Source organism: Novosphingopyxis sp. YJ-S2-01 (genome assembly GCF_016093175.1).
GTDB classification, from domain to species: domain Bacteria; phylum Pseudomonadota; class Alphaproteobacteria; order Sphingomonadales; family Sphingomonadaceae; genus Novosphingopyxis; species Novosphingopyxis iocasae.
The window spans coordinates 1,045,182-1,066,734 of the sequence record NZ_JAEDAI010000001.1; the positions used below are offsets into that span (position 1 = coordinate 1,045,182).

General features: G+C 64.4%; 22 protein-coding genes and 1 riboswitch. Of the genes, 15 read left to right on the forward strand and 7 right to left on the reverse strand.

Annotated elements, in window-relative coordinates; all coding sequences use genetic code 11:
• The first annotated feature begins 116 nt into the window (after window positions 1–116).
• The 3 genes from I6A82_RS05090 (at window position 117) to I6A82_RS05100 (ending at window position 3,131) form a co-directional block, all read left to right on the forward strand.
• Window positions 117–833, forward strand: coding sequence for a response regulator (locus I6A82_RS05090; protein ID WP_198094014.1), 717 nt, complete (start codon window positions 117–119; stop codon window positions 831–833).
• Between the two features lie 47 nt (window positions 834–880).
• A complete protein-coding gene (locus tag I6A82_RS05095) occupies window positions 881–2,224 on the forward strand; it encodes a sensor histidine kinase (protein ID WP_198094015.1) in 1,344 nt (447 codons plus the stop codon).
• A gap of 109 nt (window positions 2,225–2,333) precedes the next feature.
• Window positions 2,334–3,131 (forward strand): NUDIX hydrolase, encoded by a 798-nt coding sequence (locus tag I6A82_RS05100; protein WP_198094016.1) that lies wholly within the window; start codon window positions 2,334–2,336, stop codon window positions 3,129–3,131.
• Between the two features lie 15 nt (window positions 3,132–3,146).
• Here the strand turns inward: I6A82_RS05100 and I6A82_RS05105 are convergent, their stop codons facing one another.
• A complete protein-coding gene (locus I6A82_RS05105; RefSeq protein ID WP_187335382.1) occupies window positions 3,147–3,464 on the reverse strand; it encodes a 2Fe-2S iron-sulfur cluster-binding protein in 318 nt (105 codons plus the stop codon).
• A gap of 93 nt (window positions 3,465–3,557) precedes the next feature.
• Window positions 3,558–3,760: riboswitch (cobalamin riboswitch) on the forward strand.
• Between the two features lie 86 nt (window positions 3,761–3,846).
• Here I6A82_RS05105 and I6A82_RS05110 point away from each other — a divergent pair.
• From I6A82_RS05110 to I6A82_RS05125, 4 genes are read left to right on the forward strand one after another with little or no spacing between them, the layout of a single operon-like run.
• On the forward strand, window positions 3,847–5,739 hold the full coding sequence (locus I6A82_RS05110) for a TonB-dependent receptor plug domain-containing protein (protein WP_332310930.1): 1,893 nt from the start codon (window positions 3,847–3,849) through the stop codon (window positions 5,737–5,739).
• Window positions 5,739–6,593: an ABC transporter substrate-binding protein gene (locus I6A82_RS05115; protein WP_198094017.1), complete on the forward strand. Its 855-nt coding sequence runs from the start codon at window positions 5,739–5,741 to the stop codon at window positions 6,591–6,593. Before I6A82_RS05110 ends, I6A82_RS05115 begins: the two co-directional genes overlap by 1 nt.
• A gap of 5 nt (window positions 6,594–6,598) precedes the next feature.
• Window positions 6,599–7,573, forward strand: a complete 975-nt coding sequence (locus I6A82_RS05120; RefSeq protein WP_198095491.1) for a FecCD family ABC transporter permease — start codon at window positions 6,599–6,601, stop codon at window positions 7,571–7,573.
• A complete protein-coding gene (locus tag I6A82_RS05125) occupies window positions 7,564–8,328 on the forward strand; it encodes an ABC transporter ATP-binding protein (RefSeq protein WP_198094018.1) in 765 nt (254 codons plus the stop codon). The genes I6A82_RS05120 and I6A82_RS05125 overlap by 10 nt, the downstream gene beginning before the upstream one ends.
• 10 nt (window positions 8,329–8,338) lie before the next feature.
• Here I6A82_RS05125 and I6A82_RS05130 read toward each other — a convergent pair whose 3' ends face one another.
• Complete coding sequence (locus tag I6A82_RS05130) at window positions 8,339–8,842, reverse strand: hypothetical protein (protein ID WP_198094019.1); 504 nt, start codon at window positions 8,840–8,842, stop codon at window positions 8,339–8,341.
• A 102-nt stretch (window positions 8,843–8,944) separates the two neighbouring features.
• Here I6A82_RS05130 and trxB point away from each other — a divergent pair, with 102 nt between their 5' ends.
• Entirely contained in the window at window positions 8,945–9,940 is a 996-nt protein-coding gene (gene trxB, locus I6A82_RS05135; protein ID WP_198094020.1) for a thioredoxin-disulfide reductase, read from the forward strand.
• Window positions 9,941–10,078: 138 nt separating this feature from the next.
• Window positions 10,079–10,315, forward strand: a complete 237-nt coding sequence (locus I6A82_RS05140; protein ID WP_187335386.1) for a hypothetical protein — start codon at window positions 10,079–10,081, stop codon at window positions 10,313–10,315.
• 170 nt (window positions 10,316–10,485) lie between these two features.
• Here the strand turns inward: I6A82_RS05140 and I6A82_RS05145 are convergent, their stop codons facing one another.
• From I6A82_RS05145 to I6A82_RS05160, 4 genes are all read right to left on the reverse strand, one after another.
• Entirely contained in the window at window positions 10,486–11,256 is a 771-nt protein-coding gene (locus tag I6A82_RS05145) for a molybdopterin-dependent oxidoreductase (RefSeq protein ID WP_198094021.1), read from the reverse strand.
• Window positions 11,253–12,092 (reverse strand): cytochrome b/b6 domain-containing protein, encoded by an 840-nt coding sequence (locus tag I6A82_RS05150; RefSeq protein ID WP_198094022.1) that lies wholly within the window; start codon window positions 12,090–12,092, stop codon window positions 11,253–11,255. The genes I6A82_RS05145 and I6A82_RS05150 overlap by 4 nt, the downstream gene beginning before the upstream one ends.
• Before the next feature lie 42 nt (window positions 12,093–12,134).
• Entirely contained in the window at window positions 12,135–13,169 is a 1,035-nt protein-coding gene (locus tag I6A82_RS05155) for a sodium:calcium antiporter (RefSeq protein ID WP_198095492.1), read from the reverse strand.
• A 92-nt stretch (window positions 13,170–13,261) separates the two neighbouring features.
• Window positions 13,262–13,660 carry a hypothetical protein gene (locus I6A82_RS05160; protein WP_198094023.1) on the reverse strand — a complete coding sequence of 133 codons (399 nt, stop codon included), beginning with the start codon at window positions 13,658–13,660 and terminating at the stop codon, window positions 13,262–13,264.
• 197 nt (window positions 13,661–13,857) lie between these two features.
• Here I6A82_RS05160 and I6A82_RS05165 point away from each other — a divergent pair, with 197 nt between their 5' ends.
• From I6A82_RS05165 to I6A82_RS05190, 6 genes are read left to right on the forward strand one after another with little or no spacing between them, the layout of a single operon-like run.
• Window positions 13,858–15,255: an MATE family efflux transporter gene (locus tag I6A82_RS05165; RefSeq protein WP_232343299.1), complete on the forward strand. Its 1,398-nt coding sequence runs from the start codon at window positions 13,858–13,860 to the stop codon at window positions 15,253–15,255.
• 34 nt (window positions 15,256–15,289) lie between these two features.
• Window positions 15,290–16,513, forward strand: a complete 1,224-nt coding sequence (locus I6A82_RS05170) for an argininosuccinate synthase (protein WP_198094024.1) — start codon at window positions 15,290–15,292, stop codon at window positions 16,511–16,513.
• 2 nt (window positions 16,514–16,515) lie between these two features.
• Window positions 16,516–17,478 (forward strand): calcium/sodium antiporter, encoded by a 963-nt coding sequence (locus tag I6A82_RS05175; protein WP_198094025.1) that lies wholly within the window; start codon window positions 16,516–16,518, stop codon window positions 17,476–17,478.
• A gap of 47 nt (window positions 17,479–17,525) precedes the next feature.
• Window positions 17,526–17,975, forward strand: a complete 450-nt coding sequence (locus I6A82_RS05180; RefSeq protein WP_187335392.1) for a DUF3429 domain-containing protein — start codon at window positions 17,526–17,528, stop codon at window positions 17,973–17,975.
• 10 nt (window positions 17,976–17,985) lie between these two features.
• Window positions 17,986–18,702, forward strand: a complete 717-nt coding sequence (locus tag I6A82_RS05185; RefSeq protein ID WP_198094026.1) for an aquaporin — start codon at window positions 17,986–17,988, stop codon at window positions 18,700–18,702.
• 45 nt (window positions 18,703–18,747) lie between these two features.
• Complete coding sequence (locus I6A82_RS05190; protein ID WP_198094027.1) at window positions 18,748–20,106, forward strand: methyltransferase family protein; 1,359 nt, start codon at window positions 18,748–18,750, stop codon at window positions 20,104–20,106.
• 10 nt (window positions 20,107–20,116) lie between these two features.
• Here the strand turns inward: I6A82_RS05190 and I6A82_RS05195 are convergent, their stop codons facing one another.
• Window positions 20,117–21,505, reverse strand: a complete 1,389-nt coding sequence (locus I6A82_RS05195) for a glutamate--cysteine ligase (protein ID WP_198094028.1) — start codon at window positions 21,503–21,505, stop codon at window positions 20,117–20,119.
• Between the last annotated feature and the right edge of the window lie 48 nt (window positions 21,506–21,553).

The window sequence follows — 21,553 nt, forward strand, 5'->3', positions numbered from 1 at the left end:
GGTGTCCGCTCATCCTCCCCCCGAGCGTGGCATCGTGGAAGGCGTAGTCCAACTCTTCGGAGAAAGACTGCGCCTTCCGAACCGACCGGCTTCGCAGGCATTATGCGGCAGTTGATATGAACGGCAGGCGCCATCTTTTGCTCGTCGATGACGAAGCATCGATTCGCGATCCCCTGGCGCGCTATCTGGAGCGTCAGGGTTTCCGCGTGACCGAAGCCGCCGATGCCGCCGCCGCGCGGCAGGCGCTTGGAGCCTATGGCATCGATCTTGTCCTCCTCGACATCATGATGCCCGGCGAAGACGGCCTCAGCCTGACGCGCCATATCCGGGAGCAGGGCGAAATTCCGGTGATCCTGCTCACCGCCCGGTCCGAGGAGACCGATCGGATCGTGGGGCTGGAAATGGGCGCGGACGATTATGTGGTGAAACCGTTCAGCCCGCGCGAACTGGTGGCGCGGATCAAAACGATCCTGCGACGCGCGGCGCAGGGGCCGCGGGCGGAACAAGGCGGCTCCACCGATTATCGCTTCGCCGGTTGGACGCTGAAACCGGCCGAGCAGGAGCTTTATTCCGAGGATGGCACATTGGTGCCGATTTCCAGCGGCGAATATCGTCTGCTGGAGGCGCTGGTGCAGCGGCCCCGGCAGGTACTGAGCCGCGATCAGCTTCTTGATCTCACCCAGGGGCGCGAGGCAGGACCTTTCGACCGCGCAATCGACAATCAGATCAGCCGGCTGCGCAAGAAGATCGAAGCCGATCCGCGCAATCCCGCGCTCATCAAGACGGTATGGGGCGGGGGATATCGGTTGGCCGCGGACGTACGCACATCGTGAGGCTTTTGCGGCGACTGTGGCCACGCACGCTGGTTGGGCAGATTCTGATGGCGGCGGCGCTGGCATTGGGTTTCGCTCAGCTCGTCAACTTCACGCTGTTGCTGCGGGCGAGCGATCAGCAGGCGATGACGCAGGCGAGTGCCTTTGCGGGCGGACGCCTGATTTTTGCCGCGGATCGCGCGGAGCGGCTGGCCGCGCACGGCGGTCGCCCGGCCGCCCGCCGCCGCGGCAGACGGGTTATGCCCATGCTCAGCGAAGTTCCGCCGCAATCGGACGGAGTCCCTCAGCCCGATCTGGCGCTGCGCGTGATGGAGGCCGCGCAAGCGAACGGCACCTCTTTCCGTGCGGTTCGGGTGGAGCGGGTCGATCGGGACCATGTGCCACGGGAACTGCGCCGCCGTCCGGGGCGGCGGGGTTCGCTACGTGAGCGGATGCGCGACGAAGCACCGCGCGCCACCGAGTCGCTGATCGTAACCGCGCAGCTTCCCTCCGGTCAGTGGATCAGCACCTCCGCGCCGCTGCCGGTGCGCGGTGCTCCGGCGATCGGCTGGCTGATCCTGCAAACGCTGATCCTGTATCTGGCGGTGCTGGTGCCGCTTGCATTCATTGCGCTGCGTGTGACGCGCCCGCTGCGCGCGCTCACCCGGCGGGCCAATGCCTTTACCGCCAGCGGCACCGATGATCCGCTTCGCGAGGAGGGGCCGGAGGATTTGCGCCGCCTGATCGTGGCGATGAATGCGATGGAGGCGCGGGTGAGCGCGCTGCTTGGCGAAAAGGACGTCATGCTGGGCGCGATCGGGCATGATTTGAAAACACCGCTCGCCGCACTGCGGGTGCGAATCGAATCGGTTGAAGACGATGCCGAACGTGGGCGCATGGCCGAATCGATCGACGAGATGGTCGGTATTCTCGACGATATCCTGATGCTCGCGCGGCTTGGCCGGTCGGGAGAGGAGATGCGGCGTACCGATCTTGCGGCGCTGGCCGAGACCGTTGTGGAAGAGTTCGTCGATCGCGGCGGCGCAGTGACGCTGGCAGAGTCTGCGGTGCCGGTTGCGACCCCGCTGCGCCCGGTGCTCGTGCGCCGTGCGCTGCGCAACCTGATCGGCAATGCGCTGAAATATGGTGGCGCTGCGCGGGTAACGGTGCTGCGAGAGAGCGTGGATACGCTGGTGCGGATCGAGGATGACGGGCCGGGGATCGATCCGGCGCGGATCGAGGCGATGTTCGAACCGTTCGCCCGTGCCGAGGCCTCGCGCAACCGCGCGACCGGTGGCAGCGGCCTCGGCCTTACCATCGCCCGCGCGATCGCCCGCGCACATGGCGGCACGGTGACGCTGACGAACCGGGTAGGCGGAGGACTGACGGCGGAGTTGAGACTGCCCGGCTGATCGAAAAGGTCCCAGCCCGCGGGCGGACGAGACCCGACAGAACTCCGCTACGACCCTCCTCGCCTAGAAATTTCATCGCATTTCGGTCGCGAAACCGCATATTGGCATCATGCCGAGCCCAAGCGACACCGACAGCCTTCCCCCCGCCACTCCCGCAGCGACCGTCGTCATATTTCGCACCGATCCGGACGGCGGGCCGCCGCTGCTGTGCATGGTCGAGCGTTCGGCCAAAATGGCGTTCGCACCGGGGGCCGCGGTGTTTCCCGGCGGCCGCGTCGATCCCGACGACTATGATCTGGCCGATCGGTTGGCACCGGAGCTGGAACGTGAGGAAGGGGCCGCGCGCATTGCCGCCATTCGCGAAACGCTGGAAGAGACCGGGCTTTCGATCGGCATCGTCGCTGGGGGTTCGCATCCGGGCAGCCGGGAACGCGCCGAGGTGCGCGCCGCGCTGAACGATGGCGTGCTGTTTTCTGAACTGCTGGAGGAGCGCGGCTGGTCGCTCGATCTGGCGCGCTTCACCTATTGGGCGCGCTGGCGACCGCCGGGGACCATCGAAAAACGTGTGTTCGATACGCGCTTCTATATCGCCGATGCGGGTGACGCTGTGCTGCGCGGAGAGGCCGACCGCACGGAGAATACATCGCTATTCTGGGCAAGCGCCCAGGAAGTTCTGCGCCGCGCCGATGCGGGAGAGATCAGCGTGATCTTTCCTACGCGCCGCAATCTTGAACGGCTCTCGCTCTTTTCCGATTTCGAAGCTGCGCGCGTGCATGCCGATAGCGTGCCCGTGCGCATGGTGCTGACCTATGTCGAGGAGCGCGCGGACGGAGAATATATCTGTCTGCCGGACGGCCATGGCTATCCGGTGCTGGAAGAACCGATGTCCCGCGCGCTCAGGGGATAAAAAAGAGCGGTAAGCTCAATCTTCCGCTGCGATCGTGACCTTCAGGCCGTCGAGCGCGTCGGTGATGGGGATCTGGCAGGACAGCCGCGAATATTCGTTGCGATGATCCGAGCTTTCCAGAAGGTCGTCTTCGTCCATGTCCATTTCGGGCAGCTTGTCCATATAGGACGGATCGACATGCACATGACAGGTGGCGCAGGAACAGCAGCCGCCGCACAGCGCCAGCAGTTCGTCGAAGCCGTTGTCCCGGATCGTCTCCATCAGCGTGAAGCCGTCTTCCGCCTCGACCGCTTTTTCTTCCCCGTCGCGTCCTGTCACCCTGATCGTCGGCATGTTGGCTCCTGTTTCGTCTTTATTTGCGGCCGGACATAGGGAGATCGAACGGGGTTGGAAAGGGCGATTGCCTTAGCCCCACGTGCCATCTATGGGCGCGGGCAGGCCATGGGTTTCCGCGGGCGACCGCGGGACGAAGAGGGAAGTCGGTGAGGGTGTGGTCCCGAATCCGGCGCTGCCCCCGCAACTGTGACCGGCGAGCGCGCGCTTCGATTTGCCACTGGAGACATCCGGGAAGGTGGAGCGCGATGCGGTGACCCGGGAGCCAGGAGACCTGCCCATAGCCGCTGTCTTTTCGGCCGGGCGGGGTGCACCGGAAGAAACGAGGGCTCTCCTTCGCGCGACGGCATGGTTTTGGTCGTCGACGTGAAAGGACAATATAGTGCGACTATCGATCTCTCTCCTGCTGGCAGGCATCTGCCTGCCGGCCTCTCTCCATGCGCAGGATCTGGGCAATCTGCCGCAAGATACGCAGGACCCCACCATTGTGGTCACCGCGTCAGGCCTGGAACAGCCAGCGGATGATACCGGCCAGGCCGTCACGGTTATCACCCGCGACGAAATTCAGGACTTCCGCTCGCTCGACGAGGCGCTGGCCCGCACGCCGGGAATCACCGTGGCGCGCAACGGCGGCATCGGCCAGACCGCAGGTGTCTTCATCCGCGGCGCCGAGAGCTATCAGACGCTGGTGTTGCTCGACGGGGTGAAGATCAACGATCCCTCCGCGCCGCAGGGCGGGGTGGATTTCGGCCAGCTGCTGGCCGGCAATATCGCGCGTATCGAAGTGCTGCGCGGGCCGAGCGGCATCGTCTGGGGTAGCCAGGCGATCGGCGGCGTCGTCAACATCGTCTCCGACCAGCCGACGGACGGCTTCGAGGCGCGTGGCCGCGCCGAATATGGTTATCGCGATAGCGCGCAAGGCTTTGCCAATATCGCCGGCACCAGCGGCATTCTGGAAGGTAGCGCGGGCGCGGGCTATCTGCGCACCGACGGCATTTCGGCTTTCGATGAAAATCTCGGCGGGACGGAGCGTGACGGCTATCGCAACTTCACCGCGAACGGGAAGCTGCGGGTGAACCTGTCCGAGGCGTTCAGCCTCGATGCGCGCGGCTATTATATCGACGCGAAGACCGAATTTGACGGCTTTCCGCCGCCCAATTTCACGCTGGCCGACACCGGTGATTTTTCGAAAAACAAGCTGTTCGTCGGTTATACCGGCGCGAACCTCGCCCTTCTGAACGGACGGTTCAAAAACCGTTTCGCCTATACCTACACCGATGTGAGCCGCGATAATTTTGAGCGGTCCGGCGGGGCGGACGTGCCCAGCTTCCTAAGCCAGGGCAAGCTTGACCGGTTCGAATATCGCGGAGAACTGTCTCCGGTCAGCGCCGTGACGCTGCTGTTCGGTGCGGAGACGGAGCTGTCGCGGTTGGACACCATCTCGCCCGCCTTCGAGACGCAGCCCAACCGCTATTCCCAGCGTCAGAATGCGGTTTATGGCGAGGCGATCGTGCGGCCTTTCACGGGTCTCACCGTCACCGGCGGCCTGCGTTACGACGATCAGGAAAAGGGCGAGAGCGAGACCACCTTCGGCGCGAACGCCGCCTACAGCCCCAATGGCGGTGCCACTGTGCTGCGCGCCACCTATGCAGAGGGCTTCCGGGCGCCTTCGCTGTTCGAAAAGTTCAGCGCCTATGGCACAGCGTCGCTCGCCGCCGAGCGGGCGCACAGCTACGATTTCGGGATCGAGCAGAACTTCCTGCGCAATGCGGCGCAGGCGCGCGTCACCTATTTCAACCGCGATACCGAAAACCAAATCGCGTTCGACAACGCCACCTTCACCTATCTCAACATCGCCGCCACCCATGCGGAGGGCGTGGAAGCGGCGCTGCGGCTGCGGCCGACCGACCGGCTGGATGTGACCGGTCAGTATAGCTGGATTGATACCACCAACCGCTCGCCCGGTGCCAATTTCGGCAATGATCTTGCCCGGCGGCCCGAACAGACGGTGAGCGTTTCCGCCGATTGGCAGAGCCCCTGGGGCATCGGCCTGGGCGCGGGCGTGCTGGTGGTCGGCGACAGCTTCGACAATGCGGCCAACACCGTCAGGCTGGACGGCTACGCCATCGCCGATGTGCGCGCATCCTATGGCATCACCGAGGGGATCGAGCTCTACGGGCGCATCGAGAACCTGTTCGATGCGCAATATGAAACGGTCGCCAATTACGGCACGCCGGGCCGCGCGGCCTATGCGGGCGTCAGGGCGCGGTTCTGATGCAGACGAGGGCAGCGCTTCTGCTGGTTTGCGGGCTCAGCGCCTGCGCACCGGCAGCGGCGCCGCCCGCCAGCGCTCCGCACGATCCGCAGCGGATCGTCTCGCTCAATCCCTGCACCGACGCGATCCTGACAAAGCTGGTGGAGCCGGGCCGGATCGCGGCGATCAGCGCCTATTCGCAGGACCCGCAGGCAAGCTCCATGGATGTCGGTGAAGCCCGCCGGTTCGACAGCGTCGGCGGCACGGCAGAAGAAGTGATTGCTCTGAAACCCGATCTGGTGGTGACGGGCGCACATCTATCTCCCGCCACGCGCAACGCGCTCGACCGGCAGGGGATTGCGGTGCAGGTCTTCGGCGTGCCTGCCACAATCGCGGAGAGCCGCCAGCAGATTGCGGACATGGCGCAGGCGCTGGATGCCCCGGAACGCGGGCGCGCTCTGCTTGCCCGGATCGATGCGGCGCTGGCGGCTGCGCAGTCGGACGCGAAAACGCCGGCACTGGTTTGGCTCGGCGACGGGCTGGTGCCGGGGCAGGGCACGCTGGTGGGCGACGTGATGGACCATAGCGGCTTTCGTAACGCGAGTGCGGATTATGGCCTTGCCAGCTGGGACGTGCTGCCCAGCGAATATGTGGTCGCACATCCGCCGCGCGTGGTGTTCATGGACCGGCGCGGTAGCTCCGCCGCCTCCGGATCGCGCGAGGACGGCGCACGCCGCCGCCGCATCGATGCACTGCAAGCGAGCGGGCAGCGGGTGCAGATCGAGGACTTCCCGCAGAACCTGCTCTATTGCGGTGGCCCGACGCTGATTCCGTTGGCGAGGCGCTTTGCGCAGGCGCGGCAGGCGCTGCGCTGATGGCTATGAACCGCTCCGCAAAGCTCGCGCTGCTTACTGCGCTCACCATCCTCCTGTTCGGCGCCTCTTTGATGGCCGGAAAGGTCTGGGTGCCGCTGTCCGCATGGTTCAGCGCAGATCCGCGCTGGTGGATCATCCTGGAACTGCGCCTGCCGCGCGCGATCCTGGGCCTTGCCATTGGCGGCATGCTGGGGCTCTCTGGCGCGGTGCTGCAGGGTTATATGCGCAATCCGTTGGCCGATCCCGGCGTGCTCGGCATCAGCTCCGGCGCTGCCTTCGGCGCGGTGGCGGCGATTTTTTTTGGCGTGGGAGGCAGCCTTCCGGCCCTGTTCGGCAGCGCGATGGCGGGGGCGGGCGCAGCGATCCTGCTGCTCGGCCTGTTCGTCGGTCGATCGGCGAGCGCGGTTTCGCTGATTCTAGCGGGCACCATCCTCGCCAGCCTGGGCGGCGCGCTCACCGCTTTCCTCATCTCCATCTCGCCCAATCCCTTCGCGACCAGCGAGATCGTGACCTGGATCATGGGCGCACTCACGGACCGCGGTTATGCGGAGGCCGCCTGGGCGCTGCCCTGCATCGCGCTCTCCGCGGCGCTGCTTCTTACCACCGGCCGCGCGCTGGATGCGCTGGCGCTGGGGGAGGAAAGTGCGAAATCGCTGGGCGTCCATATGGGCCGGCTGCAAGTGCTGATCGTCTGCGCGGTCGGCCTCGGTGTGGGGGCCGGCGTTGCGGTGACCGGCGTGGTCGGCTTCGTCGGGCTGATCGTGCCGCATCTGCTGCGCCCCTGGTTCGGTGAGCGCCCGTCCGCTCTGTTGCTGCCCAGCACGCTGGGCGGCGCGGCGCTGCTGCTGGCGGCGGACAGTCTGGTGCGGCTGGCCCCCGGCGCGAACGAGGTGAAGCTGGGCGTTGCCATGGCAATGATTGGCGCGCCCTTCTTCTTCTGGCTCCTCTTGCGGCACAAGGGGCGCATTCTGTGGAATTGAAGGCGGAGGATATTCTGCTTCGCCTGGGCGGAGCGAGCGTGCTGGGCGGCGTATCGGCCAGATTTGCGTGCGGCCGCATCACCGTGCTGCTCGGCCCCAATGGCGCTGGCAAGTCCAGCCTGCTTAAATGCATGACCGGTCTGGTCGCGCCGGAAAGCGGCAGGGCACATCTGAATGGCGCGCCGCTCGCCTCCACGCCGGGGCGGGAACGGGCAAGGCACCTGGCCTATCTTGCGCAGGATCCGATGGTGCACTGGAACCTTGCCGTGCGCGAGCTAGTGGCGCTTGGCCGCCTGCCGCATCGCGGACCGTTCGGCGGCCCGTCACCGGCTGATCTGGCTGCGGTGGACAAGGCCATGGCCGATACCGAGACGACCGTTTTCGCGGACCGGCCCGTGCACAGCCTGTCCGGCGGGGAGCGTGCGCGGGTGTTGCTGGCGCGGTTGCTGGCGGGAGAGCCGCAATGGCTGCTTGCCGATGAGCCGCTCGCCAGCCTTGATCCTGCGCATCAGCTCGACATGCTGAAATTGTTTCGCCGCGCCGCCAATGCGGGGGCCGGGGTTGTGCTGGTGCTGCACGATCTGAATCAGGCCGCCCGGATTGCGGACGACGTGCTGGTGCTGAAGACGGGACGGGTGGTGGCAAACGGCCCTTCTGCCACCACGCTCGATGCCGCGCTCCTCAGCGATGTGTATGAAACGCGGATCGAGGAGACGACCGGCCCGGATGGTCGGCGGCTGTTCTTCACCGCCTGAGCGCTGCGGATCAACTCTGCGGGGCCAGAAGGACCACAGCCTCCGCGCTGTCCGGTACCACCGGCTGCGTCGTGGGATTGCGCGGATAGGCATTCCCGTCGAACCGCATCCAAGCTTCGGCGGGCGCGGCGCCGCCCCCGCCGATGGTCACTCCGAGATCGTGCCAGCCATTCGTCATGCTGCCGAGTTGCCGCACCGGCAGGCGGGAAACGGACATCCGCGTCACCTCACGGTAGCGGCCATCCTCCGGGGTCAGGATCAGCAATGAGCAGCCGCCGGAGCCGCAATTTCCCGGTGCCGACAGATAGATGATCGCCTCGAACGTGCCGTCGCCGTTCAGATCGCTGAAGGTGCTGCGGAAAGCGTCGGCCCTCGCCTTCGGCGCCGTTCGGGCAAGATAGGCGGCCACCGTTTCGGTTTCGGCAACGCTGTTGCCTTGTGTCGTCGCGCAGGATGCGATGAGGGCGGCAGGCAGAAGCGCCGCCGCCATTCGGATGGTTCGTAAACTGATCATCGGACTGCCATAGCACGGCTTGCCCATCACCAAAATCATCGGCCTTGGCCCGCACCGGGTTCCTGCCTATGTCCCGTGCCAACAGATATTCGGAGTATTTTCATGTCCACGCATCATCTCAGCGACGCGCGCTATGCGCCGGTGATCATCATCGGATCGGGCCCGGCGGGCTATACCGCCGCCGTTTACGCCGCGCGCGCGAATCTTTCGCCGATGATCATCTCGGGCGTCGATCTCGGCGGCCAGCTGATGACCACCACCGATGTCGACAACTGGCCAGGCGACGATGCCGGCGTGCTGGGCCCCGATCTGATGGAGCGCATGAAGAAGCACGCTGAGCGCTTCGGCACCGCGCTCGTCACCGATCATATCGACGAGGTGGACTTTTCGCAGCGTCCGTTCCGGCTGAAGGGCGGGGCGGGGCATTACCTTGCCGACGCGGTGATCATCGCGACGGGGGCGAGCGCGCAATATCTTGGCCTGCCATCGGAAGAAGCGTTCATGGGCAAGGGCGTGTCCGCCTGCGCCACCTGCGACGGCTTCTTCTACAAGAACAAGCCCGTGGCGGTCATCGGCGGCGGCAACACCGCGGTGGAGGAGGCGCTCTATCTCTCCAATATCGCCAGCCACGTCACCCTGGTCCACCGCCGCGACAAGCTTCGCAGCGAGAAAATCCTTCAGGACCGGCTGTTCGAGCGGGAGGCCGAGGGCAAGGTCACGATCCTGTGGGATCATGTGCTGGACGAGGTGCTGGGCGACCCGATGGGCGTCAACGGCATGCGGGTGAAGTCCGTAAAGGACGATTCGACCCGCGATATCGAACTGCACGGCGTATTCATCGCCATTGGCCACAAGCCCAATACGGGACTGTTCGATGGTCATCTCGAAATGAATGGCGGTTATATTCGCGTCGAAAGCGGCCTGAACGGCAATGCCACGCAAACCAGCGTTCCAGGTGTTTTTGCGTGCGGCGATGTGATGGATCACGTCTATCGCCAAGCAGTTACGTCCGCCGGCACCGGGTGCATGGCCGCACTCGATGCCGAGAAATTCCTTGAAATCGAGGGCGTTTCCGACCGCATAAATGTTGCAGTCTGATGGCTTAGTCGCGCTTGCGGAACGCTTTATCCGCGTCTATGGCGAAAATCGATCGGGAACCGCAGCCCTATCGACCCATTGATGCGCTGAGCGCGGAGCCGTAACAACGGCCCGTCTACACGCTAAGGAGTGAAAGTTATGAAGAAGTTCGTTATTCTGCCCGTCATCGGTGCCGCCGCCCTCGCCGCTTGCTCGCCGAGCGCCGACGAAACCGCAACCGACACCATGACCACCGACACCATGGAAACCACTGACATGGCCACCACGGACATGATGACCGGTGACATGATGACCGGCGAAATGGCCACGGGCGACATGATGACCGGTGACACCATGGCGACCCCGGCTGCCGAGGCAACCACCGAAGCCATGTAAGACTTTTCGCAAAGCCCAGCGCTTTGCGACAGTTTTCAGCCGCGTCGGAGCGTATCGCTCCGGCGCGGCTTTCTTTTGGGTTTCAGCGACGTGGGAACTGGCCGGGGTAGGCTCGTAAGTAAGCCGGATTAGATGATGCAGCGTTTCGAAGACCAACGCAGGCAGTCGAATCAGATACCGGCATACCATTCGTAGCGGGCGACATCTTCCCAATAGCCGCCCTTGCCGCCGTAGATGCCATCAAGGCTCTCTACCGCTTCGATGCCTTGCACGAATTTCGCCTGTTTATAGCCTAGCTGCCGCTCGATTCGCATGCGGACCGGCGCGCCATGGCCAATGGGCAGCCGTTCGCCGTTCATCTGCCACGCCAGAATCGTCTGCGGATGGAAGGCGTCGACCAGATCGATCGATTCATAATAGGGCCGGTCACCGAAATTGTCGGCGCAGCGGAAGACGATGTAGCGCGCCTTGTCGCTCAAGCCCGCCATTTTCAGGATCGGACCCAGCTGCGGGCCTTGCCATTGGCCAATCGCGCTCCATCCCTCCACACAGTCGTGCCGGGTAATTTGCGAGCGCTGCGGGAGCGACCGGATGCGCTCCATGCTGAGTTCCAGCGGCCGCGCGACCAGCCCGGTAACGGGAATGCGCCAGTCCGCGAAGTTCGTGGCCATATGCTTCAGATACGCCGCCGAATCAGGGAAGGTGTTCCCGTTCGTGCGGAAAAGGGGGCTGCGCTCGCCCGGACGATATTCCTTCGCCAAAGCCTCGCGCGGCGACACGGCGCGCTGGAAGCGGCGATTGAGCCCGCCGACCTGATCCAGCATGTCGGCAGCGACGGGGCTCTGAACGATCGCATCGCAGCCTGACAGCAGCAGACCCCCGGTGCCTGCGGCGGCGCCGGTCAGGAAGCGGCGGCGTGGCAGGATGAGCTTGTCGGTCATGCCCGTTCCTCCGTCTCGCCGCGATCCGGCAGCCGATAGCGTCCGGTGATGATCGAGCGCAGTTCGTTCAGCGGGCCGGCCAGGATCACCATCGCGATATGCACGAAGAAGAATGCGACGAGCGCCCAGCAAGTGATGAAATGGATGGAGCGCGCGCTCTGCCGCCCACCGAACAGATCCAGCAGAAAGCCCCAGCCCGCGTCCATCTGGGGCGACATGGTGAGGCCCGTCAGGACCATCAGCGGCAATGCGATGAAAATCACGCCGATATAGCTGAATTTTTGCAGGATATTGTAGGTGCCCGGTTCTCCGGTATCGAATCGCAGCTTCGCATGCGCGCGGATGTCGCGCCAGATATGGGAGGGCCGCCACTCGCGTTTTCGAATGTGCAGATCGCGCGCGATATGGCGGTTGGCTAGCGACCAGAGCATGTAGAACAACAGGCCGAAGCCCAAAATCCAGGCAAATGCGAGGTGCCAGCGTCGCCCCTCCGCCAAGCTGTAGCCCGACGGGATGGTGATCCATCCTGCAAACGCCCAGGCCTGCCGCTGGCCCTGATCGTTCGTCCAGACGCCCAGCACGCCGGTCGTGTTTACGCTCGCCTCGCCGATCCGCAGATAGCCTTCGCCGTTCCGCTGGCCGATCTCCAGCCAGGCGGGATCGGGATTGGCACCATATTGGCCCCAATAGAGCCGCGGATGCGCGTTGAAGATCATCAGGCCGCTCATGAACATCACGATCAGTGTGACGAAGTTCACCCAGTGCCAGACGCGTGTCGACAGCCGGTGACGCTTGATCACCGTTCCGGGCCGCAGGCTTTCGGCTTCTTTGTCCATCTGCTTCACCTAATTCCCTTCGATCCGGCGCGCCGGAAAGTTTCAGCCCAGCGCAATCTGCAACGCCGCGCCGCCACCCCATAAAGCGATTAGCAGCACTGACTCCCAGCCGATACTGGCTGGACCGCGCCGTTCGCGGCGCAGCAGACCCATCAGAAGAATAGCGGTCATGACCGCCACCAGCGCCATCCAGAACACCGTGCGATCGCTGATCGCGTTATAGATGCTGCCGTCTCGATAGGCCAAATCGCTCGCGGCGATGAACAGTGCATCGAACATGTTGCCGCCGATAATGCCGCCAACCGCCAGTTGAAGCGCGCCGCGGCGGACCGCCGCTACCGTGGTCACGAGTTCGGGCAGCGAGGTGACGATCGCGGTACCGAGCGCGCCGACCACGCCGCCGCTGATGCCGAGCCGCCCCGAAAGCGCGATTCCCGTCTCCCCGACCAACCAGCCGGCAATGCCGACGATCAGGACCAGCCCCAGGAACATCGTAACCAGCAGGAAAAGCGGCCGCATATCCTCACACTCGTCATCCGCTTCGCTGCGCGTCTCGTCGGTCTGGCGCGGCGTCCACATCGGTTGTTCGTGGATGCGATGGGCGTTGTGCAGGCCGACGAGGTAAACCACCAACAGCACCGGCGTCATCGGGTGAACACCGAAGAAAGCGACCGGCGGGGCCATCGCGGCCATGATCGGCAGCACGATCAAGATGATCAGCAGCGTTGCTTGTCCCAGATTGACCGGGCTGGCCGCGGCATGTTCCAGATTGACCTTGCGGTAGAAGATGTCGGCCAGCGCCAGAAACATGGTCTGCGCCGCAATGCCGCCAAGCGCGTTGGAAACGCTGAGGTCCGCCGCGCCGCTCGCCGCCGTGCTGGCCGACGTAACGATGCCGGCGATGCTCGTGCCCGCGCCCAGCAGGACCGATCCAATCAGCGCCTCGCCCAAGCCGGTGCGATCCGCGATCACATCGGCCAGTCCAGCCATCCGGGTGCCCAGAAGCGCAATGACCATGGCCGTGGCAAAAAAGATGCCCGCAATCGCGGCGGTCGAAAAGCTGGCGATGTCCGGCAGAAGAGGTCTCCGGGAAGCTGGCTTGGGTCAGATGAACGCGAATCGTCCTTGCTCGAACATGGTGCTTACACGTTCTTTCTGTCCGGTCTTGGTCAGACTGAGGGATCAGACCCGGAGAAACATGTGTCCCTCAGCCAGCCCAGCGCTTCCTCACGATCCGAAAAGAGCTGCATATCGTCGCGAAGCCCCTCCTTCTGGACAATTCGGCGAAACTGCATTTTGCTCGTTCCCTCGCCTACCATGATGGCCACCCTGCGCGAAGGCATGTGGGTCTTCAGGCTATATTCGACGAAGGCTTGGATGATCTCCTGTGGCTGAATACGAAGCTTGCTGACGTCCATCAGCCTCGCATGATCGGCATAGGGCGGGCCCAGGGATTCCACCGCGTCGTTTTTCGCCTTCTGCAATCCCCACGCTTCCTCGGTGCTCAATTCCGCGCCGATGTTTAGCAATATAATTCGAGCAGGCTGCTCCACCTCAACCGCGTACAATTCACCTCTCCATCCATTCGGAATCCCCCCAGACCCGGCGGCTTATGATTTGCCGGGCTCTAAACTGAAAAATTCTAACTTTTTGTCAAACAGGGCGAAGGCTGCCGCCAAGCACCTCTCCGACTAGCTGCGGCCGCAAATGCACTGCGATGCTGGCACGGCTTGTCAGCCCGCTACGGACGCCGCATGGGCGGGCCATGGCCGCGCTTCCTCTCACCCGCCGCTCCATCTTCGCGCAAGCCTGGCCGATCATGGTTGGCCAGGCGTCGGTGCCGCTGGTCGGCATCGTGGATGCCACGGTGATCGGGCGGACCGGAGACGCCGCAGCGCTGGCCGGGGTGGCGCTGGGCGCAACGATCGTAAACCTGCTGTTCTGGAGCTTCGGCTTCCTGCGCATGGGCACCACCGGGTTGGTGGCGCAGGCCGACGGGCGGGCGGACGATTGGGAGGTGCGCGCGTTGCTCCTGCGCTCGCTCGCATTGGGGGCGGGTTTCGGCTTTTTGCTGCTGGCGCTGCAATGGCCGCTGTCGAAGCTCGCCTTCGCTCTGCTTTCGGGCGGAGAGGCTGTGACGGGCGAGGCGGGGGCTTATGTGGCCGCGCGCTTCTGGGGCGCACCCGCCGCACTATCTGTTTTCGCCATCAACGGCTGGCTGCTGGGGCTGGGCCGGACGCGCACGGCTTTGGCGCTGCAAATTTTGCTGAACGCCGTCAATATCGGTCTGGATGTCGCCCTCGTCTGGGGACTTGGCCTAAGCGCGGCGGGCGTCGGTGCCGGAACGGCGGGGGCCGAATGGACCGCCGCGCTGGCGGGCCTGATCCTCTGCCTGCGCTTTTCCGGGCTGGATCTGCGCGCCATGCTCGCGCCTGCATCCCGCAAGGCCGTGTTCGCTTGGGACGCGATGAGGCGGCTGATGGCGGTGAACGGGGACATCATGATCCGCACCATCGCGCTGCTGTTTCTGTTCGCCTGGTTCGCCAATGCCGGGGCGCGGCTCGGCACCGCGCCGCTCGCCGCGAACCATGTGCTGCTCCAGTTCGTGAGCGTGGCCGCTTTCATCCTCGATGCCTTTGCGTTCACCGCGGAAAGCCGCATCGGCAATGCGGTGGGCCTGGGCTCGCGCGCGCAATTTATTCGCGCAATCCGGCTGACCGGCGAGTTTTCGGCACTCGGCGGCGCATTGCTGGCGCTGGCGTTCTGGACGGCGGGGCCGGGCGCGATCGCTCTCATCACGACGGACCCGGCGGTGCGGAACATCGCAGAAGCCTTCCTACCGTTCGTCGTCGCCATTCCACTCATCGGTATGCCCAGCTGGTTGCTCGATGGCATCTTCATCGGAGCAACGCGGGGCCGGGCGTTGCGCAACGCGGCGCTGCTATCGACCGGGCTCTATCTCGCGCTTGATCTAATCCTGCGCGGGGACCATGCGCTGGGCGGCAATGGCGGCAATGGCGGCAATGGCGGCAATGGCGGCGTATGGACGGCGTTTCTGATGAGCTATGTGTTCCGCGCGGGGGCGCTCGCGCTGTATTTTCCCGGACTGCTGCGTTCCCTGAAAGGTGAAAGCGCGCTTGATAGGCGCGGCGCGGCGGACTAGCGCGAACCGCGTCTAGACAAGGAGTTCTCCCGCCATGGCCAGCAAGCCCCAGAAAGTCGTCCTCGCATATTCCGGGGGGCTCGATACCAGCGTCATCCTGAAATGGCTGCAGGTGGAGCGAGGCTGCGAGGTGGTGACCTTCACCGCCGATCTGGGGCAGGGCGAAGAACTGGGGCCGGCCCGCGACAAGGCCGTGAAGATGGGCGTGCCGGACGATCACATCTTCATCGAGGATCTGCGCGAAGAGTTCGTGAAGGACTATGTCTTCCCGATGATGCGCGCCAATGCGCGGTACGAGGGCGACTATCTGCTCGGCACCTCGATCGCGCGGCCGCTGATTTCCAAGCGCCTGATCGAGATTGCGCGTGAAACCGGCGCGGACGCCATCGCGCACGGCGCGACGGGCAAGGGCAACGATCAGGTCCGCTTCGAACTTAGCGCTTATGCGCTGAACCCGGACATCAAGATCATCGCCCCCTGGCGCGAATGGGATCTGACGAGCCGCACGCGCCTCATCGAATGGGCCGAAGAGCATCAGATCGACGTGCCCAAGGACAAGCGCGGCGAAGCGCCGTTCTCTACCGACGCAAACCTTCTCCACACCTCGTCCGAGGGGCTGGTGCTGGAAGATCCGTGGGAAGAGACGCCCGATTACGTCTATTCGCGCACCGTCAATCCGTGGGACGCGCCCGATACCCCGCGCGATATCGTGATCGGCTTCGAAAAGGGCGACGGCGTGTCGCTGGACGGCGAGGCGATGTCGCCCGCCACGCTGCTGACCGCGCTCAACATGCTGGGCCGCGAGCATGGCATCGGCCGGCTCGATCTGGTCGAGAACCGTTTCGTCGGCATGAAGAGCCGCGGCATGTACGAAACGCCGGGCGGCACCATCTACGCCGCCGCCCACCGTGCGATCGAGCAGCTGACGCTGGACCGGGGCGCTGCGCATCTGAAGGACGAGATGATGCCGCGCTACGCCGAGCTCATCTACAACGGCTTCTGGTTCAGCCCGGAGCGCGAGATGCTGCAGGCCGCGATCGACCACAGCCAGCAGAAGGTAACCGGCGAGGTTCGCCTGAAGCTTTATAAGGGCGGGGTGCACATCACCGGCCGCCGCGCGGACGTGAATTTCGATCTCTATTCCAAGGACGTGGTCACGTTCGAGGATGATGCCGGCAAATATGATCAGCGCGATGCGGAAGGCTTCATCAAGCTGAACGCGCTGCGCCTGCGCCTGCTCGGCCGCCGCCCGAAATAAGCATGCTGGCCGCCTCGCTCGCACTGGTGGCAGGGCTCGTCCTGCTGGTCGGCGGCGGCGAGTTTCTTGTACGCGGCGCGGTGGCGCTGGCGGAGCGCGCAGGGCTCAGCCAGTTGCTCATCGGCCTGACGATCGTAGCCTTCGGCACCTCGGCGCCCGAACTGGTCGCCAGTATCGAGGCGGTGCGCTCCGGCGCGCCGGCGATCGCCTGGGGCAACATCATCGGATCGAATCTTGCCAACAGCTTGCTCATTCTTGGGTTGGCCGCGGTGATCTTTCCGCTGGCGGTGGAGCGAAAGCCGTTGTGGCGTGATGCCGGGTTGGCGCTGGCGGTCACCGCCTCGCTGTATCTGGGGGCGCTTGCGAACATGATCGGGACGGTGGCCGGCATCGCCGCGCTTATGCTCCTCGCCGCCTATATCGTGTTCGCCTATTTCAGCGAGCGCGCCAGCGGTGCCGCCCAAAAGGAAGCCCGCGCCGCCGCGTCGGACGGAGAGGAAAACGCCAAGGCCACGCCGCTTTGGCGATCGGTGCTGTATCTGATCGGCGGGCTTGCCAGCATCGGTCTTGGCGGCGAATGGCTGATCTCCGGTGCGGTGGATATCGCCACCTATTTCGGCCTGTCGCAGACCACCATCGGCCTTACCATCGTGGCGATCGGCACCTCGCTGCCAGAAGCGGTGACCACGATCATCGCTGCGATGAAAAAGGCCAGCGCGGTGGCGCTGGGCAATATCCTGGGATCGAACCTGTTCAACCTGCTCCTTATTGGCGGCGTCACCGCCCTGGCTGCCCCCAATTCCATGCCCGCGGAACTGATTTCCTTCGGTCTGCCCTATCTGCTGGCGATCACCGCCATCATGCTGTTCTTCGCCGTGACGCATTACCGCGTCGGACGGCGTGAGGGCGGGGTGCTGCTGGCGCTATTTGTGGTGCAGCTCGTCTTCAGCGTCCATTCCGCCTGAACTATCAAGGCTTCGACTCCGGCCCAAAACGGCGATAAGCTTGGGCCATGGACGAACCCAAGCCGAAGACCCTGCCACCGCTCGTCATCGCACTGACCGCCGCGGGGGTCATTCCGTTCGCGGCGGGCGCGCTGTACCTGATCGTGCCGATCGGCCCGGAGGGGTATTACCCGCTCGTCCGCACTGCCTTTGCCTGGTGGGCGGTGATTATCCTCAGCTTCATGGCGGGCACCTTCTGGGGCCTTGCGATAGCGCGCCGCGCCGATCCGCTGCTTCTCATCGGCAGCAATATCGCGGCGATTGCGGCGTGGCTCGCACTTCTGTTTCTTCCTGCGAACGTGATTCCGCTGGCCATCTCGGTGCTGTTCGCGCTGCTTCTGCTTTTAGACTGGCGCGCTTATTCGCAGGGCACCGTGCCGCTTTCCTACCTGCGGCTGCGTATGGCGATTACAAGCGCGGTGGTAATCTGCCTCGGCGTGCTGGTGGCCGCCAACTGAGGGACAATCGATGAGCGAGCATCTGCTGAGAGATGCGGTGCCGCGCCGGGCGCCGCATCCCGGCACCGCGCGGCGGCTAGCCGCCGAAGCACTGGGCAGCTTCTTTCTGTTCGGCACGGTCATCGGATCGGGCATCATGGGCGAAACGCTGGCGGGCGGGAATGTAGCCATCGCGCTTCTGGGTAATACGCTGGCGACGGGCGCGATCCTCTTCGTCCTTATCACCATGCTGGCCCCCATCTCCGGCGCGCATTTCAACCCTGCGGTGACGCTTACCGCGCTGATCCGGCGAGAGATCGGGGCAGGCGAGGCGGGAATGTATGCGCTGGTCCAGCTGGCGGGCGGCATCCTGGGCGTCTGGGCGGCACATCTGATGTTCGAACTGCCGGTATTCCAGTTCTCCACACATGTGCGCTCAGGCGCGGCGCAGGCGTTCAGCGAGGGGATTGCCACCTTCGGGCTGATCGTCACCATCCTCGGCACGGTGCGCTATCGCCCCGCCTGGATTGCGCCCGCCGTCGGGGCCTATATCAGCGCGGGCTACTGGTTTACGAGCTCCACCAGCTTCGCCAATCCCGCGATTACCGTGGCGCGCGCGCTCAGCGACACTTTTGCCGGCATTGCCCTGCCCGATGTGCCGCTGTTCCTTGCCGGACAGATTGTCGGCACCTTGGTGGCGGTTGTGCTCTGCCAGTGGCTGTTCGTTACGGAGCCTGACGAAGGTTAAGCCGTCTTCACCGTCCGCTTACCTTCTTCGGTTAAGCGAGCGGGCATGAGCGATCGCGCATCATCGGTCCGCCCGGCATCCGCCGTGGGTATCGGCGTCGGCCTGTCCGGACTGGCGGGCCTCGCAATCTGGGTGATGATCGCACGCAATTTCGGTGCGCTGGCAGATATTCTGGGCTTTCCAGGCCTCCCGGAGCGGGCGAGCGGGCCAAATGCGGCGCTGCTCGGCATCATCGCTTGCGGCGCCCCCATGATCCTCTGGTCGCTTCTGATCGAAAAGGTGCATCGGCGGCCGAGCACGGGGATCGACTGGTCGCTGAAGCGCCCGCTGGCGGATGTGGTCGACATCTCGATCGTCAAGATCACGGGCTTCTGGGCAACTTGGGGGCTGATAGCCGCGGTCTATGCGGTGGGCCGATTCTGGTGGGAAACGCGCTTTGCCGATTATCCCTTTTCCATGCATCTGTTCGAGATGGCGCTGGTGCCGCTGATCGTGCTGTCCGTCCCCTATGTGGTCTGGCTGGGCCGGCACCTGATCGAGCCGAAGGACGGCGCCTGGCATTTCGGTGCCTGGATCGCGGGGCGTGGCGGCTGGGACCGCGAAATGATCCACCACCACCTGCGCGCCTGGGCAGTGAAGGGATTTTTTCTGGCGTTCATGCTGGCCATCGTGCCGCCGGGCTTCAGCACCGTTGTGAATTTCGATCTTTCCGAAATCGCGCGAAATCCCGTCTGGATCGCCAGCGCTCTGATCACCACCATGTTTCTGGTCGACGTTCAGCTCGCCACCGTTGGCTATCTGCTGACCATGCGCCCTCTCGACAGCCATATCCGCACCGCCAACCCCTATCTCGCCGGCTGGGTGGCCGCGCTGATCTGCTATCCGCCCTTTACCCTGATGAACGGCGGCGGTCCGCTGGATTATCAGGTGGGTACGGCCAGCTGGTCGAGCTGGTTCGCGGGCTACCCGGCGCTGCTAGCCATCTGGGGCGCGGTGCTGGTGGTTCTGACCGGCGTCTACGCCTACGCCACCGTGGCCTTCGGCCTGCGTTTTTCCAACCTCACGCATCGCGGGATTTTGACGCACGGGCCCTATAAATGGACGCGGCACCCGGCCTATCTCGCCAAAAACGCCTATTGGTGGGCGGCAACCTTGCCGTTCATTGTGACCAGCGGCAGCCTGGCCGATGCCTTACGCAATAGCGCGCTGATGGCGCTGGTGAGCGCGGTCTATTACTGGCGCGCCCGGACCGAGGAGAAGCATCTCCTAGCCGATCCTGTCTATCAAACCTATTATGACTGGTCGGAAGAAAACGCCGTCTGGCGGCGCTTTTTGCGCAAATTCAGCGGCGGCCGACTGGGACAGCGCACGCGGCCTACGCCGGAGATCGTGCCAGCGGAATAGCGGCGCGATCTTAAAAACTTTCCTCGTCGTAGACATGGCTGACATCGCCGTTCCAGCGGCCATGATAATGATCCAGCATGCGCTCGGCATGGGTCTTACCGCTGGCAACCACTTCGTGGAGCGGATCGAGAAAGCCGGTTTCATTGTCGCCGCTGCTGTTCAGGCGGGCGCGGGCAGTGAGGCCCTGCGCGGCGATGGCAAGCACCTCGCGCGCCAGATCGCGCAGCGTGCCGCCGCCGGGGATCGGCGCTTTCAGGGCGTGCTTCGGCACGGCGTCGCGCAATTCCTGCCGCTCATCGATCGTCCAGTCCTTGACGAGATTCCAAGCCGCATCGAGCGCGTTCTGATCGTAGAGCAGGCCGACCCACAAAGCGGGCAGGGCGCAAATGCGGTTCCACGGGCCGCCGTCGGCGCCGCGCATTTCGAGGAAGCTTTTCAGGCGCACTTCGGGGAAGGCGGTGGACAGATGGTCCACCCAGTCGCTCTCAGTCGGCCGCTCCCCCGGCAGCACGGATAGCTTGCCGTCGAGGAAATCCCGAAAACTGAGCCCCGCTGCGTCGATATAACGGCCCTCGCGAAACACGAAGTACATCGGCACGTCGAGCATATATTCGACATAGCGATCATAGCCGAAGCCGTCTTCAAATACGAAAGGCAGCATGCCGGTGCGGTGCGGATCGGTGTCCGACCAGATGTGGCTGCGATAGCTGAGATAGCCATTGGGCTTGCCCTCGGTAAACGGCGAGTTGGCGAACAAGGCGGTGGCGAGCGGCTGGAGGGCTAGGCCGGTGCGGAATTTCTGCACCATGTCCGCTTCCGAAGCGTAATCGAGGTTCACCTGGATGGTGCAAGTGCGCAGCATCATATCGAGGCCCAGCGTGCCGACGCGCGGCATATGGTCCATCATGATCTTGTAGCGGCCCTTGGGCATGATGGGCAGATCGCTGCGCGCCTTGTCCGGCCACATGCCGAGGCCCAGGAAACCCTTGCCGGTTTCCGCGCCGATCTTCTTCACCTGCGTGAGATGCCGTCCCGCCTCCGCGCAAGTCTGGTGTAGATTGTCGAGCGGCGCACCCGAAAGTTCCAGCTGTCCGGCGGGCTCTAGGCTGACGGTGCCGTCCTCACCGCTCATGGCGATGACGTTCATATTGCCGCTGGGGCCCAGCTCCTCGACCGGGGACCAGCCGAACTGCTCGAGCGACAGAAGAAGATCGCGGATGCCGCCTTCTTCGTCGTAACTAGGGGCGGCGTGGCTATCGCGGCAGAAGACGAATTTCTCGTGCTCGGTGCCAATGCGCCAGCGCTCCTTCGGCTTCTCCCCCGCAATCATGGGCGCCAGAAGGTCGTCGCGGCTCTCGATGACCGGATCGTTGCTCGTCGAATTGGACCGCGTGCTCATGCGGGCTGCTGTAGGAAGCCGGGGGCATGATGGGAAGGGGTTGGGTGG